Origin of the sequence: Umezawaea sp. Da 62-37, from assembly GCF_032460545.1 — a bacterium.
Classification (GTDB): domain Bacteria; phylum Actinomycetota; class Actinomycetes; order Mycobacteriales; family Pseudonocardiaceae; genus Umezawaea.
In genome coordinates, this window is record NZ_CP135965.1 from 10,575,569 (window position 1) to 10,591,870 (window position 16,302).

A 16,302-nucleotide genomic window follows, 5' to 3' on the forward strand; every position below is an offset into this window, starting at 1 on the left:
CTTTTCCCCCTGCGAGAAGGGCGGTCGTGATGTCGGACCAACGGACCGGGCTGTGGTTGATCGGGGCGCGCGGATCGGTGGCGACCACCGCCGTGAGCGGATTGCTCGCCCTGCGCGCCGGACTGGCGCCGCCCACGGGGTGCGTCACCGCGAGACCCGAGCTGGCGGGTGTGGACCTGCCGTCGTGGGACGACCTGGTCGTCGGTGGCCACGACGTCGTGACCACCTCCCTGGACAAGCGCGCCGAGCAGCTGGCGCACGCGGGGGTGCTGCCGCACCACCTGCTGCCGTCGTTGGCCGAGGGGCTGCGCGCGGTCGACGCCGAGGTCCGCGAGGGCTACCACCCGGCCACCCACCGCGGCGCGCAGGCCGTCGCCGCCGACCGCCTCACCGCCGACCTCGTGTCGTTCCGGGAGCGGCACGACCTGGCGCGCGTGGTCGTGGTCAACGTGTCCTCCACCGAGCCGCCCGTGCCGCACCTGCCCGAGCACGACGACCTCGCGCTGCTCGAGGCGGCGCTGGCCGACCCGGAGCGCGCCGTCCTGCCGCCCAGCTCGCTGGCCGCCTACGCGGCGCTGCGCGCGGGCTGCCCGTTCGTCGACTTCACCCCGTCCACCGGTGTCGCGCTGCCCGCGCTGCACCGGCTCGCCGTGGACCGCGGCCTGCCCTACGCCGGCCGCGACGGCAAGACCGGCGAGACGCTGCTGCGCACCGTCCTCGCGCCGATGTTCACCGCGCGCGGCCTGCGCGTGCGCTCGTGGTCGGGCACCAACCTGCTCGGCGGCGGCGACGGCGCGACGTTGCAGGACGCCGAGCACGCGGCCAGCAAGCTGGAGTCCAAGGCGCGCGGCCTGGCGGCGCTGCTCGACGAGGCCGTGACCGCGCCGCTGCACATCGACAACGTGCCGGACCTGGGCGAGCAGAAGACCGCGTGGGACCACGTGTCGTTCGAGGGCTTCCTGGGCGTGCGGATGAGCCTCCAGTTCACCTGGACCGGCCTCGACTCCTCGCTGGCCGCCCCGCTCGTGCTGGACCTGGGCCGCCTCGTGGCCGCCGCGCACGCCGACGGCCAGTCCGGTGCGCTGGCGGCGCTGGCGTTCTTCTTCAAGGACCCGCTCGGCCACGACGAGCACCGGTTCGCCGAGCAGACCCGCGAACTGCACGCGTGGGCCCAGGGGCTGGGGAGGTACGGCGCGTGAGGGCCTACGTCGACCTCGTCCGCGCGCCCGCCGCGCTCACCGTCCTGGGCGACACCGTCGCCGGGGCCGCCGCGTCCGGGAACCCGCTGCGCGGCCGCCGCCTGCTGCTGCCGTTGTCGTCGGTGGCGCTGTACTGGTCGGGCATGGCCCTCAACGACTGGGCCGACCGCGACCTGGACGCCGTCGAACGCCCCGAGCGGCCGGTGCCGTCGGGGCGGATCTCGCCGAACCGCGCGCTGGCCGTCGCCGCCGGGCTCAGCGCCGCCGGACTGGGGATCGCCGCGTGGGCGGGCGGCCGGGACTCGCTGCGCGTCGCCGCGCCCCTCGCACTGGCCATCTGGTCCTACGACACCGTGCTGAAGTCCACCCCGGCCGGGCCGGTCGGGATGGCGGCGTGCCGGGCGCTCGACGTCCTGCTCGGCGCGGGCGCCGTCGGGGCGAGGAGCGCGTTCCCCGCCGCGCTGGCCGTCGCCGGGCACACCTTCGGCGTGACGGCGCTGTCGCGCGGCGAGGTGCACGGCACGTCCGCCCCGGTGGCCCGCGCGGTCCTCGGCGGCACGGCGCTCAGCGCGCTCGCCGCCGTCACCGGGCCGTCGGCCTCCTGGCGGCACCGCCTCGCGGGCCTCGCCGCCGCCACCGGCTACGCCGCGAGCGTCGGCCGCGCCCAACTCGCCGCCGTGCGCACGCCCGACGCGGCGTCCGTGCGGTCCGCGACGAAGGCGGGCATCCACGGCATGGTCCCGCTCCAGTCGGCGCTCGCCGCGCGCGCCGGGTCGGTCGCCGGGGCCGCCGCCGTCGCGCTGGCACTGCCGCTCGCCCGTCGCCTGAGCCGGAAGGTGAGCCCGACATGACCTTCCACCTCGGCTACGGCACCAACGGCTTCGCCAACCACCGCCTCGACGACGCGCTCGACATCATCGCCGGGCTCGGCTGCACGTCGGTGGCGCTGACCCTCGACCACCACCACCTCGACCCGTTCGCCGACGACCTGCCCGCGCGGGTCGCGCACGTCGCCGCCAAGCTCGACAAGCTGGGCCTGCGCTGCGTCGTGGAGACCGGCGCCCGGTTCCTGCTCGACCCGCTGCGCAAGCACCACCCCACGCTGGTCAGCGAGGCGCAGGAAGTCCGGGTCGACTTCCTGATCCGCGCGGCCAGGATCGCCGCCGAGCTGAACGCCGACTGCGTGTCGTTCTGGTCCGGGATCCGGCCCGCCGACGTGCCCGTGCAGGAGGCGTGGCGGCGGATGCGCTCCGGCGTCGCCGCCGTCCTGGAGGGCGCCGAACCGCTCGGCGTCACCCTCGGCCTGGAACCCGAGCCGGGCATGGCCGTGCAGCACCTCACCCAGGCGCTGCGACTGCGCGAGGAGCTGGGCGCGCCGTCGCTGCTGGGCATCACCCTCGACGTGGGGCACTGCGTGGCCGTGGAACCCGACGACGCCGCCACGTGCGTGCGCCGCGCGGGCGCGCTGCTGGTCAACGTGCAGCTCGACGACATGCGGCCCGGCGTGCACGAGCACCTGGAGTTCGGCGAGGGCGAACTGGACCTGAAGGGCACGCTCGCCGCGCTGGTCGCGGTCGGCTACGTCGGCGTCGCCGCCGTCGAACTGCCCCGGCACAGCCACGCCGCCCCCGACGTGGCCCGCCGGGCGATGGAGGCGCTGACGGAGGCCATGCCCGAGGAAGCCGCGGGTCCCCGGCACCCGTGGCTCGCCGACGCCCAGCGCGCCGTGCGCCGCGACCCCGACGTGGTGGGCAGGCTGTTCCCCGCGGTGGGGCGCCGCATCGGCCGCGGCCTCGCCAGGCCCGACGACCCGCAGGGCCTGGTGCACGGCAGCGTGGACGACGCCGCCCGCGCCGAACTGCTCGGCGCGCTCGCCACCGTCCTGGACGCCACCACCCTGTCCGCGCGGCTGCTCGCGCTCTACCGGCACGGCGACGACGCCGAGAAGCGCGGCGTGCTGCGCGGCCTCGCGCTGGTCGGCGACCGGGCGGTGCCCGCGGGCCTGGAGATCGTGCGGGACGCGTTGCGCACCAACGACGTCCGCCTGGTCGCCGCCGCGCTCGGCCCGTTCGCCGCCGACCACCTCGACGACCACGGCTGGCGGCACGGCGTCCTCAAGTGCCTGTTCACCGGGGTTCCGCTGGCCGCGGTGGCCGGGCTGGACCGGCGCGTCGACGACGAGCTGCTGCGCATGGTCGCCGACTACGCCGCCGAACGCACCGCCGCGGGCCGCGACGTGCCCGCCGACGCCGCACGACTGCTCGGAAGGGGTGAGTGAGATGCGCATCTTCGACCCGCACGTCCACATGACGTCCCGCACCACCGACGACTACGAGGCCATGTACTCCGCCGGGGTCCGCGCCCTGGTGGAACCGGCGTTCTGGCTGGGCCAGCCCCGCACGTCGGTCGGCTCGTTCACCGACTACTTCGACGCGCTGATCGGCTGGGAGCGCTTCCGCGCCGCCCAGTTCGGCATCCGGCACCACTGCACGATCGCGCTGAACCCCAAGGAGGCCAACGATCCCCGCTGCCGGGACGTGCTGGACGTGCTGCCGCGCTACCTGGAGAAGGACGGCGTCGTCGCGGTCGGCGAGATCGGCTTCGACTCGATGACCCCGGAGGAGGACGAGGTGTTCGCCCGCCAGCTCGAACTGGCGATCGAGCACGAGCTGCCCGCGCTGGTGCACACCCCGCACCGCGACAAGGCGGCCGGGACGCGCCGCACCCTCGACCTGGTCAAGGAGTCCGGTCTCGCCGTGGAGCGGGTCGCCGTGGACCACCTCAACGAGACCACCGTGCGCGCGGTCGCCGACTCCGGCGCGTGGATGGGCTTCTCCATCTACCCCGACACCAAGATGGACGAGCTGCGGATGGTCGCCATCCTCAAGGAGTACGGGACCGCGCGCGTGCTGGTGAACTCCGCGGCCGACTGGGGCCGCTCCGACCCGCTCAAGACCCGCAAGACCGGCCTGGCGATGCTGGAGGCGGGCTTCACCGAGTCCGATGTGGACGACGTGCTGTGGCGCAACCCGGTGGAGTTCTACGGCCAGAGCGGCCGCCTGGTGCTCGACGAGCTGCCCGGATTCGGCGGTTCGGACACGTTCTCCGGCAACTCCGTGCTCAGGGGTGAGCGGTGATGGACCTGTCCTACTGCACCAACGTCCACCCCGCCGAGGACCTGCGCGGCGTCCTCGCCCAGCTCGACCGCTTCGCCCTGCCCGTGCGGCGGCTGCTCGGCGCCGACCGCCTCGGCCTCGGCCTGTGGCTGTCCGCCGACGTCGCGGGCGGCCTGGCGGGGGACGAGGCGTCGAGGCGGCGGCTGCGCGCCGAACTCGACGCGCGAGGCCTGGAGGTCCGCACCCTCAACGCCTTCCCCTACGGTGGTTTCCACGACGCCGTGGTGAAGCACTCGGTGTACCGGCCGCGCTGGACCGACCCGGAACGGCTGCGCTACACCACCGACTGCGCCACCGTGCTCGCCGACCTGCTGCCCGAGGACGCCGCCGGCGGCACCATCTCCACGCTGCCGCTGGGCTGGCGCACCCCGTGGACCCCGTCGGACGACACCGTCGCGTTCGCCGCGCTCGACGAGCTGGCGCGGGTGCTGCGCGCGCAGGCCGCGTGGACCGGCAAGCCGATCGCGCTGGCGATCGAGCCCGAACCCGGCTGCGTCCTGGACACCGTGCACGACGCGGTGACCCGGCTCGGCGGGCGCGTCGACCCCGACCACGTCGGGATCTGCCTGGACACCTGCCACCTCGCGGTGTCCTTCGCCGACCCGGCCGCCGCCGTGGCCGAGATCCGCGCCGCCGGTCTGCGGGTGTTCAAGGTGCAGGCGTCCGCGGCGCTGGAGGTCAGCCAACCGGGGACGCCCGAGGGGCGCCGCGCGCTGGCCGCGTTCACCGAACCCCGCTACCTGCACCAGGTCCGCGAGCTGAGCGGGGGAGTGGTGCTCGCCTCCGACGACCTGCCGCAGGCCCGCCACGAGCTGCCCGGCCGCGACCCGTGGCGGGTGCACTTCCACGTGCCGCTGCACGCCAGGCCCGCCGCGCCGCTGTCGGCGACCACCGACGTGCTGCGCGACGCCGTGCGGGCGCTGGCCGCCGACGGCCCGCTGCCGCACGTGGAGGTCGAGACGTACACGTGGAGCGTGCTGCCCGGCGCGATCGGCCAGGACGACACCGGCCTGGTGCGCGGGATCGCCGCCGAACTGCGCTGGGCGCGCGAGCACCTGGGAGTACTGGAGACCGCCGTCGAGGAAGGGGCGCGCCCGTGAAGCCGCTGGTCGTGATCGACGTCGTCGGGATGACGCCGGCGCTGCTGCCGCACATGCCGAACCTCGCCCGCCTCGGCTGGCAGGCGGAACTCGGGACCGTGCTGCCCGCCGTCACGTGCAGCGCCCAGTCCACGTTCCTCACCGGCCTCACCCCGGCGGAGCACGGGATCGTCGGCAACGGCTGGTACTTCCGCGACCTCGGCGAGGTCCACCTGTGGCGGCAGCACAACCGCCTGGTGGGCGGGGAGAAGCTGTGGGAGACCGCGCGCCGCGCCCACCCCGGCTACACCGCCGCCAACGTCTGCTGGTGGTACGCGATGGGCGCGACCACCGACGTGACGATCACGCCCCGGCCGATCTACCACGCCGACGGCCGCAAGTCGCCCGACGCCTACGTCCGGCCGCCCGAGCTGCACGACCGGCTCGTCGCCTCGCTGGGGGAGTTCCCGCTGTTCCAGTACTGGGGGCCGACGGCGTCCATCGCCTCCAGCCGGTGGATCGTCGGCGCGGCCCGCAAGATCCTCGCCGAGCAGCACCCGGACCTGCTGCTGGTCTACGTGCCGCACCTGGACTACGACCTCCAGCGCTTCGGCCCGAACTCGCCGCAGGCGGTGGCCGCCGCGAAGGCCGTGGACGCGGAGATCGCGCCGCTGCTGACCGACGCGCTCGGCGCGGGCGCCACCGTGGTCGCCCTGTCGGAGTACGGCATCACCGAGGCCCGTCGGCCCGTCGACGTGAACCGGGCGCTGAGGGCGGAAGGCCTGCTGGAGGTCCACACCCAGGCGGGCATGGAGTACCTGGACCCGTGGACGTCGCGCGCGTTCGCCGTGGCCGACCACCAGATCGCCCACGTCTACGTGGACGACCCGGCCGACCTGGAACGGACCCGCGCGGTCATCGCGGCCCTGCCCGGCGTGGACCGCGTCCTGGACCGGGCCGCCCAGGCGGCGGAGGGCCTGGACCACGAGCGGTCCGGCGAGCTGGTCGCCGTCGCCGAGCCCGACGCGTGGTTCACCTACTACTACTGGCTCGACGACGACCGCGCGCCGGACTTCGCGCGCGGGGTGGAGATCCACCGCAAACCCGGCTACGACCCGGCGGAGCTGTTCTTCAACCCCGCCGACCCGCTGGCCAAGGCCAAGGCGGGCCTGAACCTCGTCCGCAAGAAGGCCGGGCTGCGGTACGCGATGAGCGTCGTCCCGCTCGACCCGTCACCCGTGCGGGGCACCCACGGCCGCCTCCCGGACAGCGCCGCGGACGGACCTGTGCTGCTCTGCTCGGACACGAGCGTCGAGCCGCGCGCGCGGATCGCCGCGACCGAGGTCAAGGACTTCCTGCTGGAACTGCAAGGACTGCGGGCACCCGCGGTGCACACGATAGGAGATCAAGGATGAGCCGTCCCGTCACCCTGTTCACGGGCCAGTGGGCCGACCTGCCGTTCGAGGAGGTCTGCCGCCTCGCCGCCGGGTGGGGCTACGACGGGCTGGAGATCGCCTGCTCCGGTGACCACTTCGAGGTCGACCGGGCGCTGGCCGAGCCCGACTACGTCCCCGCCAAGCTCGCGCAGTTGGAGTCCCACGGGCTCAAGGTGTACGCGATCTCCAACCACCTCGTCGGCCAGGCCGTGTGCGACGACCCGATCGACGAGCGGCACCGCAACATCCTGCCCGCCCGCATCTGGGGCGACGGCGAACCCGAGGGCGTGCGCAAGCGCGCGGCCGCCGAGATCGCCGACACCGCCCGCGCGGCGGCGAAGCTGGGCGTGGACACCGTCGTCGGCTTCACCGGGTCGAAGATCTGGAAGTACGTGGCCATGTTCCCGCCGGTGTCCCAGGCCGTGATCGACGACGGCTACACCGACTTCGCGAACCGCTGGAACCCGATCCTCGACGTGTTCGACGAGGTCGGCGTGCGCTTCGCCCACGAGGTGCACCCCTCGGAGATCGCCTACGACTACTGGACCACCCGCAAGACCCTGGACGCGCTGGGCAACCGCCCGGCCTTCGGCCTCAACTGGGACCCGTCGCACTTCGTGTGGCAGGACCTCGACCCGGTCGGCTTCATCCTCGACTTCGCCGACCGGATCTACCACGTCGACTGCAAGGACACGAAGAAGCGCTTCGACGGCCGCAACGGCCGCCTCGGCTCCCACCTCGCGTGGGCCGACCCGCGGCGCGGCTGGGACTTCGTGTCGACCGGCCACGGCGACGTGCCGTGGGAGCAGTCGTTCCGCGCGCTCAACTCCATCGGCTACACCGGCCCCATCTCCGTCGAGTGGGAGGACGCCGGGATGGACCGGCTGCGCGGGGCCGAGGAAGCCGTGAAGTTCATCAGGGGGCTGGTCTTCGACCCGCCCGCCGCCGCCTTCGACGCCGCTTTCGCCACCCGCGAAGAATCCTGAGAGGACAGCGTGCCATGACGAACAGCCCGTCCAGAAGAGCAGTTCTCGGTGCTTTGGGAGCGGCCGCGGCCGTTGCGGCGTTGCCCGGTGAGGCGTCGGCCACCTTCGGCCGCCGCGTTCCCCGCGAGTCGATCAGCATTCAGCTCTACACCCTGCGCGGGATCATCGGCGACAACCCGGCGCCGGTGTTCGAGGCGCTGGCGGACATCGGCTACCGCAAGGTGGAGCTGGCCGGGACCTACGGTCGCACGGCCGAGGAGCTGGCGAAGCTGCTGCGCCGGTACCGACTGGCGGCGACGTCCTCGCACGTGGGCATCGACGGCGACCTGGACCAGGCGGTGACCGACGCGAAGACCCTGCGCAACACCTACGTCGTGGTGCCGTACGTGAACCTGCCGACGATCGCCGAGTGGGTGGCGTTCACCAAGCGCCTCGACGCGGCGTCGAAGGTGTTCCGCAAGGCGGGGCTGAAGCTGGGCTACCACAACCACGCGCACGAGTTCGCGGTGCTGGAGGGCAAGCGCCCCTACGACGTGATCACCGGCGGGACGTCGCGGCGGGACGTGCACCTGGAGGTGGACCTGTACTGGGCCGTGACGGCGGGCGTGGACCCGGTGGAGGTGTTCCGACGGAACTTCCCGCGGGTGCGCCAATTCCACGTGAAGGACCGCAACCCCGACGGGAGCTTCGCCGACCTGGGCAAGGGCACGATCGACTTCGCCCGGATCTTCCGCGGCACGTGGTACCACCACGTGGACGAGTACATCGTCGAGAACGACCAGCCGGTGGACGCCCTGGTGACCGCGGAGGTGGGGTACAAGTACCTGAGGGACATCAGGTTCTGACCTGGTCGGCCGTCCGCGCGTTCCCCGTCCGGGGCGCGCGGACGGCCGGCGCGATCGGCTTCGTCCCCCGCTGCCACTAGGATGTGGTTCCCGGAGTCGTGGTGACGCGGCGTGGGGCGAGGGTCGGGACGGCGGGCGTTTGACGTTTGGGCTGGTGGAGCGCGACGGGGAGATCCGGGCGCTGGAACGGGCTGTCGAGCGGTTGCGGGAGCGGCGCGGCGGGGTCGTCGTGCTGGACGCCGCGGCCGGGCTGGGGAAGACCGCGCTGATCCGCCGCACGCGGGAACTCGTGTCCGCGGCCGGTGTCGTGGAGTTGACGGCGCGCGGGGCCGAGCTGGAGCGGGACTTCACCTTCGGTGTCGTCGTGCAGCTGGTGGAACCCGTGTTGCCCAGGGATGAGCGGGCGCGGGAGGAGCTGTTCAGCGGGGCCGCCGGGGCTGCGCGGCATCTGTTCGGTGCACCGGGGGGCACGAGCGGGTCGTTGCACTCCGTGTTGAACGGGTTGTACTGGTTGTTGGTCAGCCTGGCTGAGCGGGCGCCGGTGTTGTTGCTGGTGGATGACGCGCAGTGGGTCGACGCGCCGTCGTTGCGGTTCCTGGGTTTCCTCGCGCGCAGGCTCGACTCGGTCGCGGTGGGGGTGGTGCTGGCGACGAGGTCGGCCGAGCACGATGACGACGGGTTGCTGGACGACGTGCTGGCGGCTGACGACGTGACCGTGCTGGCGCTGCGGAGCCTGAGTCCCGAAGCGGTGGCCGCGCTGGTCCGGCAGGAGCTGGGCGAGCAGGCCGATGACGAGTTCTGCGCGGCCTGCCACCGCACGACGGCCGGGAACCCGTTGTTCGTCCGGGAGTTGCTGCGGGTGCTGGTCGGCGAGGACGTCCGGCCCGACGCGGACGCGGCGGCGTCGGTGGAGGCGGCGGGCCCGGACGCGGTGCGGCGGCACGTGGCCGCTCGGCTGCGCAGGCAGCCCGAGGAGGTGCAGCGGGTCGCGCGAGCGGTGGCCGTGCTGGGTGACGGCGCGGCGTTGCGCCTGGTCGCGGGGCAGGCGGACCTGTCGTTGCCGGTGACGGCCGAAGCGTCGGAAAGGCTGACCAGGTACGGGATCTTCGAGCGCGAGGACCCGCCGTCGTTCGTGCACGCCGTGGTGCGGGACGTGACGCTGTCGCTGATCCCGCCGGTGGACCGCGACGCCGCGCACGGCCGGGCGGCGCGGGTGCTGGCGCGGGCGGGGGAGCCGGTCGCGAACGTCGCCTCGCACCTGTTGCGGACCGCGCCCGAGGCGAACGCCGAGCGCGTCGCCGTCCTGCTGACGGCCGCGACGCAGGCGGCTCGCAGCGGGTCGCCGGGTGGTGCGGCGGTGTACCTCGCCCGCGCCCGCACCGAGCCGCCCGTCCGGTCGGACCGCTCGGAGATCAGCAGGCAGCTCGGCAACTGCCAGGCGCACCACCTGGCGATCGACGCCGCCGAGGTGCACCTGGTGGAAGCGCTTTCCCTCGCGGAGACCCCGGCGCAGCGGGCGGTCTGCGGGTACAGCCTCGCCCGGTTCCGCAACGCGTGCGGCGCGTCCGGCGAGGCCATCGGACTGCTGGCGGCCGCCGCGGACGAGCTGCCAGCCGGGGTCGACCCGGCGTTGGAGGTCGAGGTCGGCGCCGAACTCGTCGGCATCACCCGCGGCCACCTGGCGAGCCGGGCGGAGTTCCTGGCCAGGCTGGACGTGTTCGCCCGCCGCGCGGACGGCCCGCGCGCGGTCGTGGACGCGCACCTGTCGGTGGAGGCGGTGTGCTCGGAGGAGCCGATCGGCCGGGCCGTGGCGCTCGCGCGGTCGGCGCTGGTCGGTGACGACCTGACGCCGGAGCGGTCGGCCATCTGGTCGGCGGTGAGCACGCTCGTGGTCGCCGACCGGCTCGACGACGCGGAATGGCGCGTGCAAAGGGCTTTGGCGACCGCCGTGCAGCGCGGGCACCAGTTCCCGATGGGCGTGATCCGCAGCTTCCTGGCCAGGATTTCCCTGCTGAAGGGGGATCTGGCGCAGGCGGCGGAGCACGTGGCGCTCGGCACCGAGGCCGCGCCCGCGCCGAACATCGGGCTGCCGCTGCTGCACTCGACCTCGGTGCACCTGCTCATCGAGGAAGGGCGATTCGCCGAGGCGGGCGAGGTGATCGCGTCCGGCCGGATGGCCGACGGCCGCCTGCCCGAGACCGTCGTGCAGGTGTGGCTGCTGGACGCGCGCGCCCGGTTGCACGCCGCCAGGGGAGCCGACGAGGCGGCGCTCGCCGATGCCCTCGCCTGCGGTGACGCCTACGGGCGTTGGGGGACAACGGGTCTGTGGGACGCGCAGTGGCGGCTGACCGCGGCCGCCGCCCACCTGCGACTGGGCGACCGGGAGAGCGCGGCGGCCCTGGTCGAGGAACAACTGCTGCTGGCGCGGAGATTAGCGGTGCCCCGGCACATCGCCACGGCGCTGCGGTCCGCGGCCGACCTCGCGACCCCCGACGAGGCCCGCCTGCTGCTCGACGAGGCCGTCGACCTGCTGCGCGACGGACCGGGCCGCCTGGAACTCGCGACCACGCTGGCGGCACTGGGCGAGCGGGCCATGCGCGACGGCGACCGGCGCACCGCGCGGGACGCGCTGCGCCGGGCCGCCGAGCTGGCGCTGGAGTGCGGCGCCTCCGCGCTGGCCGCGCGGTTGAGCACCCGGCTGTCCGCGGGCGGCGGTCGTCCGCCCAAGCTGCGCGTCACCGGCGTGCACGCGCTGACCCCGGCGGAACGGCAGGTGGCACGGCTGGCCGCCGCGGCGTTGACGAACCGGGAGATCGCCGAGCGGCTGTTCGTCACCGAGAAGACCGTCGAGGCGCACCTCAGCCGCGTCTACCGCAAGCTCGACGTGCGCTCCCGCACCCAACTCGCCCTGCACGCGGACTCCCTGGCCCGCTGAACCGGGCGCCAGGGGGCCGGGCGGTCAGGCGGTCGCCTTCTCCCGGTTCATGATCGGGCGGCGGAAGCTGCCGTAGGTGTACTTCCCGGTGATTCGCAGCTCCTCGTCGAAGTGGAAGATGTCGGTGCCCTCCCAGTTCATCCGGCTCCCGTAGACCGCGCGGAGGAACCGGCGCAGCACCGACTTCGTGCCGCGGGTGTGCCGCGGCGCCAAGTCGAGGCGGCAGGTCCAGCGGATGGCGGCGCGGCGGGCCGGTTCGTCGATGAGCCGGTCGTGCTCGTCGAACGTGATGAGGCCGAACTTCCCGGAGAACAGCGGTTCGAAGGCCGCCCTGATTCCGGCGTGGCCGCGGTGGGTCTTCCCGTCGCCGGGCAGGTACTCGGCGTCCTCGGCGAAGAACGACATGGCCTCGTCGAGGTCCTGCCGGTTGAAGCAGTCGACGAACCGGTCGATGGTGCTGGCTGTCGTGGGCATGCGGGGATTCTCCCGGTCGGCGCTCCGGCCGTTCGTCCGAGGTGGACGAACCGGTCCCGGTCTTCCTCCCCGTGCGCGTCACCCTGGCGGGGGAGAGGTCGTAAACCCGCGGAGGGAAGATCGGGCGGCCCGGAATTCCTACGGTTCCCCCATGGCCCTGTCCAAGCCCACCTCCCGCGTCGTCGCCCTCGTGATCACCGGCGGCGTCCTCCTCTCCCTCGGCTACCTGACCGTGCGGGGGGAGCGGACCCCCGCCGTGCCCGACGGCGCGGCCGCGGGGTCGATCTCCCTGGAAAGCTGCGAGTACGCCACCGAGTCCGGGTCCGTCGAGGCCGACTGCGGCACGCTCGTCGTGCCCGAGGACCGGGGCGACCCGTCGTCCGAGCTGATCGCGCTGCCGGTGACCCGGATCCGCGCCACCTCGAGCCGGCCGGGCGAGCCCGTCTTCCGGCTGGGAGGCGGGCCCGGCGCCACGAACATGACCTTCCCGGAGGCAAGCAGGCTGACCGACGACCACGACGTGGTCCTGGTCGGCTACCGGGGCGTCGACGGGTCCCGCCGCCTGGACTGCCCCGAGGTCGCGGACGCGATGCAGGGTTCGGACGACCTCACCGGCGCCAAGGCGCTGCCCGCGACCACCCGTGCGTTCACGCTGTGCGCGGACCGGCTGACCCGCGACGGCGTCGACCTCACCAGCTACGGGGTGGTCGACCGGGTCGAGGACATGGAGTCGGCCCGCACCGCCCTGGGCTACCAGCGGATCGACCTGCTCAGCTCCAGCGCCGGGACGCGCACCGCCATGGTCTACTCCTGGCGCCACCCCGACTCGCTGCGCCGGTCCGCGATGGTGTCGGTCAACCCGCCCGGCCACTTCTTCTGGGACCCGCGCACCACCGACTCGCAGTTCGCCCGGTACGCGGACCTGTGCCGCGTCGACGCGGGCTGCGCCGCGCGCACGCCGGACCTCGCGGCCACGGTCCGGGAGGTCGCCGCCGACATCCCCGAGCGCTGGGGCCCGTTCCGGATCAAGGACACCAACGTCCGCGTCCTGAGCCAGTACGCCATGCACCACAACGGTCCCGGCTCGGCGCCGAACAACGCGCCGACGCTGATCGACGCCTACCTCAGCGGCGATACCGGCGCCCTGTGGGCGATGTCGTTCCTCGGCGACGTCACGCTGCCCACCTCGATCGTCTGGGGTGAGTTCGCGTCGTTCGCGATGATCGACGCACCGGCCGCGCAGGCCTACTACGCGGCGGGCGGGGATCCCGGCTCGATCCTGGGCAACGCGTCGTCGGACTTCCTGTGGGCGGGGCCGTCGGGGGTCTCCACGGTGTGGCCGGACAGCCCCGACAACGCCGAGTACCGGACCGTGCGACCAAGCGACGTCGAGACCCTGCTGGTCAGCGGCGCGGTGGACTTCTCGACCCCGGCGCGGTTGGCGACGGAGGAGCTGCTGCCGTCGTTGACGCACGGGCAGCAGGTGATCCTGCCGGAACTGGGCCACACCGCGGACTTCTGGGAGCACCGGCCGGAGGCGAGCAAGCACCTGCTGACGACGTTCTACGACACCGGGAAGGTCGACCGCTCGGAGTTCGACACCCGGCCGGTCGACTTCGGGGCCGTGCCGCTGAGCATGTCCACGATCGCCGAGCTGCTGGTCGGTGTCGTGCTCGGCGGTGTGGTGCTGGCCCTGCTCATCCTCGGCCTGATGGTCCGCGGGCGTCGCAAGCGCGGCGGCTTCGGCCCGCGGGCGGGCGTCTGGCTCCGCGTCCTCACGGTGGTCCCGCTGGGGCTGGGCGGCTGGTTCCTGGGCGTGCTGCTGGTGTGGACGGTCAACCCGGACGACTTCGTCGCCGGCGCGACCGTCATCGCGCCCGGCGTCGGCCTGCTGATCGGCACCGGTACCTACCTCGCCTGGGCGGGCCGCGCCCTGCCCCTCCAGATCCGCCGCACCTGCCTCGCCGCATCGGTCGGCGCGGCGCTCGTGGGCGCGTTCCTCGGTTCCTGGGCGCTTCCCGGCCTCGTGGCCCCGGTCACCGCCGTCATCGGAGCGGCCGCGGCGGCGAACCTCGCCCTGGTGGCACTCGGCTTCTCCCCGCGAATCCACAGTGGACTCGCGCCGACCGCGGACGTTCCGCTCGCCTGACGTGCCGCCGCACCCGTCGGAACACCGACGGGTGCGGCAGGCGTCGTTCTACCTCAGGCGCACGCGTCCGGGTCGGCCTGGAAACCCGGCGCGTCCCACGGTCCGGCGACCGACGTGCGTGCCGTCTCGGTCGCCACCCCGTTCTCGACGGTGTAAGTGACCCGCTTACCGGTGTAGATGCCCTTGGGCTGGTTGGTCAGGCGCGCGTCGACGGCGACGAGCACGCGGCCGTCACCGCTGTTCTCGCACCCGTACCCGTTGAGGGCGCTGATGCCACCGCCCTCCCACAGCTTCAGCGCCGAGCCGGTCGTCCCGGTCACCGGACGCAGGCCGCCGGAGAACCCCCAGACGCCGAACCCCACGGTGTTCGCGCCGACCGACTGGGTCACCACGACCTCGTCCGTGCCGTCGTCGTTCAGGTCGACGACGCGCAGCGGCTGGATCCCCACGTGCGAGTCGAGTGGCGCAAGGGCGGTCAGTCGCAGGCCTTGGATGGTGGCGGTCAGGAGCTGCTCGTTCCCGTTGCCCGCGATGGTCTCGGCGGTGACGGTGTCCAGGACGCCGTTCCCGTCGAGGTCCGCCTGTGCGGTCACCTGGTCCGCGGCGCTCGCCGGTGCGGCGAACGCGACGGACGCGGAGAGCGCGAGCAGCAGCGCAGCAGTTCTTTTCACGATCGAGTTCCCCCTCGAAGTCGCGGTTCCGCGTTGATACCCCTGCGGAACCGCGTGTCCACGACGCGATTCGCGTCCGGGTGGTAGACGCGGGAATAGCCGGTCGCGTTGCCCCGCACCCTCCACTTTGTTCTGGTGTCGGCTCAGTCCTCGCGCTGGGCGATGGCGGCGAGCCGGGCCCGCACCCGGTCGCCGATCTCGCACAGCACGTCCATCTGCTCGGGTGTGATGTGGTCGATCAGCACGTCGCGCACGTCGGCGGTGTGCGGGGCCGCGGCCGCCTCGATGAGGTCCCGGCCCGCGGGCGTGAGGACGATCTCCGCTCCCCGGTGGTCGTCGTCGCACCGCTCGCGGCGCACCAGACCCCGCTTCTCCATGCGGGTCAGGTGCTGCGAGAGGCGGCTCTTCTCCCAGCGCATCGAGTTGCCCAGCGCGAACGACCGGAGGTGGCCCTCCGGCGACTCCGACAGGTGGGCCAGCACCTGGTAGTCGGCGTCCGACATGCCGTGGCGCACGCGCAGCCGCCGTTCGAGGTGCTCGGACATGCCCGCGTGCATCGCCATGAGGCTGCGCCAAGCCCGTTGCTCGCGCTCGTCGAGCCATCGCGGGTCGCTCATCACCCCAGCCTACCGCCTTGGTTGACAGGTTAACCGCTTGCTGTCCAGGGGGCGTCGCCGCTGACCGTCACGGTGTTCCCGCGGCGCTGAACCAGCGGTCGAGTTCGTCGAGGACGTTCTCGACCACCGGGTACAGCTCGTCGGCGATCCGCTGCTGGCCCTGGCCCTCGCGGGTGCGCCGACCGGCGTCGCCGATGATGATCCGGAACACGCCCGCGAGCGCGATCCCGCGCAGCCGGGCCACTTCCGGCGTGACGGCGGTGGTGTCGGCGACGGCGTCGGCGAGCGCGGCGGCTTGGCGGTCGGTCAGTTCCAGCGCCAACCGGTGGACGGCGGGGCTGACGGCGGCCAGGTGGCCGAGTTCGCCGCGCCACACCTCCGGTGGGACGTCGCGGATCGCGGCGACGGACCGGAGGGTGAAGTCGCGGATCGCCGCAGCCGGGCTCGTGCCCGCCTGCCGGGAGCGGACCAGTTCGCACAGCCGGTCCTGGATCTGCTGCTCGCGATCGGTGACCAGGTGCTCCTTGGACCGGAAGTAGTTGTAGACCGTCTGCTCGGCGACCTCGGCCGCGCGCGCCACGTCGCCGACGGAGACGTTCTCGTAGCCGTGCTCGGCGAACAGGCGGGCCGCGGTGTCGGCGATGAGCCGCCGGGTGCGCGCCTTCTTGATCTCGCGGATTCCGGGGCCTGCCATGCGTTCAGCGTAGTGGGGGTGGGAGCGAAAAATCGTGGAGT

The 16,302-nt window shown here is 73.5% G+C and carries 14 protein-coding genes; 10 read left to right on the top strand and 4 right to left on the bottom strand.

The window, feature by feature from the left end; genetic code table 11:
* Positions 1–29 precede the first annotated feature (29 nt).
* From RM788_RS47525 to RM788_RS47565, 9 genes are all read left to right on the top strand, one after another.
* The gene (locus RM788_RS47525; RefSeq protein ID WP_315927716.1) at positions 30–1,199 is read left to right on the top strand and encodes an inositol-3-phosphate synthase; all 1,170 of its coding nucleotides are present in this window, start codon (positions 30–32) and stop codon (positions 1,197–1,199) included.
* The gene (locus RM788_RS47530; protein ID WP_315927718.1) at positions 1,196–2,050 is read left to right on the top strand and encodes an SCO3242 family prenyltransferase; all 855 of its coding nucleotides are present in this window, start codon (positions 1,196–1,198) and stop codon (positions 2,048–2,050) included. The genes RM788_RS47525 and RM788_RS47530 overlap by 4 nt, the downstream gene beginning before the upstream one ends.
* Positions 2,047–3,477: an EboA domain-containing protein gene (locus RM788_RS47535; RefSeq protein WP_315927720.1), complete on the top strand. Its 1,431-nt coding sequence runs from the start codon at positions 2,047–2,049 to the stop codon at positions 3,475–3,477. Before RM788_RS47530 ends, RM788_RS47535 begins: the two co-directional genes overlap by 4 nt.
* 1 nt (position 3,478) lies before the next feature.
* The gene (locus RM788_RS47540) at positions 3,479–4,336 is read left to right on the top strand and encodes a TatD family hydrolase (protein WP_315927722.1); all 858 of its coding nucleotides are present in this window, start codon (positions 3,479–3,481) and stop codon (positions 4,334–4,336) included.
* On the top strand, positions 4,336–5,475 hold the full coding sequence (gene eboE / locus RM788_RS47545) for a metabolite traffic protein EboE (RefSeq protein ID WP_315927724.1): 1,140 nt from the start codon (positions 4,336–4,338) through the stop codon (positions 5,473–5,475). The genes RM788_RS47540 and eboE overlap by 1 nt, the downstream gene beginning before the upstream one ends.
* Positions 5,472–6,869 carry an alkaline phosphatase family protein gene (locus RM788_RS47550; RefSeq protein WP_315927726.1) on the top strand — a complete coding sequence of 466 codons (1,398 nt, stop codon included), beginning with the start codon at positions 5,472–5,474 and terminating at the stop codon, positions 6,867–6,869. Before eboE ends, RM788_RS47550 begins: the two co-directional genes overlap by 4 nt.
* Positions 6,866–7,876, top strand: coding sequence for a sugar phosphate isomerase/epimerase family protein (locus RM788_RS47555; protein ID WP_315927728.1), 1,011 nt, complete (start codon positions 6,866–6,868; stop codon positions 7,874–7,876). The genes RM788_RS47550 and RM788_RS47555 overlap by 4 nt, the downstream gene beginning before the upstream one ends.
* Before the next feature lie 14 nt (positions 7,877–7,890).
* Positions 7,891–8,721, top strand: a complete 831-nt coding sequence (locus RM788_RS47560) for a sugar phosphate isomerase/epimerase family protein (protein ID WP_315927730.1) — start codon at positions 7,891–7,893, stop codon at positions 8,719–8,721.
* 154 nt (positions 8,722–8,875) lie between these two features.
* Entirely contained in the window at positions 8,876–11,656 is a 2,781-nt protein-coding gene (locus RM788_RS47565) for an ATP-binding protein (RefSeq protein ID WP_315927732.1), read from the top strand.
* Between the two features lie 24 nt (positions 11,657–11,680).
* Here RM788_RS47565 and RM788_RS47570 read toward each other — a convergent pair whose 3' ends face one another.
* Positions 11,681–12,130: a YybH family protein gene (locus RM788_RS47570; RefSeq protein ID WP_315927734.1), complete on the bottom strand. Its 450-nt coding sequence runs from the start codon at positions 12,128–12,130 to the stop codon at positions 11,681–11,683.
* Between the two features lie 151 nt (positions 12,131–12,281).
* Here RM788_RS47570 and RM788_RS47575 point away from each other — a divergent pair, with 151 nt between their 5' ends.
* Positions 12,282–14,279 carry an alpha/beta fold hydrolase gene (locus RM788_RS47575; RefSeq protein ID WP_315927736.1) on the top strand — a complete coding sequence of 666 codons (1,998 nt, stop codon included), beginning with the start codon at positions 12,282–12,284 and terminating at the stop codon, positions 14,277–14,279.
* Positions 14,280–14,332: 53 nt separating this feature from the next.
* Here RM788_RS47575 and RM788_RS47580 read toward each other — a convergent pair whose 3' ends face one another.
* The 3 genes from RM788_RS47580 to RM788_RS47590 form a co-directional block, all read right to left on the bottom strand.
* On the bottom strand, positions 14,333–14,950 hold the full coding sequence (locus RM788_RS47580) for a hypothetical protein (protein ID WP_315927738.1): 618 nt from the start codon (positions 14,948–14,950) through the stop codon (positions 14,333–14,335).
* Between the two features lie 143 nt (positions 14,951–15,093).
* On the bottom strand, positions 15,094–15,567 hold the full coding sequence (locus RM788_RS47585) for a MarR family winged helix-turn-helix transcriptional regulator (RefSeq protein ID WP_315927740.1): 474 nt from the start codon (positions 15,565–15,567) through the stop codon (positions 15,094–15,096).
* A 67-nt stretch (positions 15,568–15,634) separates the two neighbouring features.
* The gene (locus RM788_RS47590) at positions 15,635–16,261 is read right to left on the bottom strand and encodes a TetR/AcrR family transcriptional regulator (RefSeq protein ID WP_315927742.1); all 627 of its coding nucleotides are present in this window, start codon (positions 16,259–16,261) and stop codon (positions 15,635–15,637) included.
* Positions 16,262–16,302: the final 41 nt, after the last annotated feature.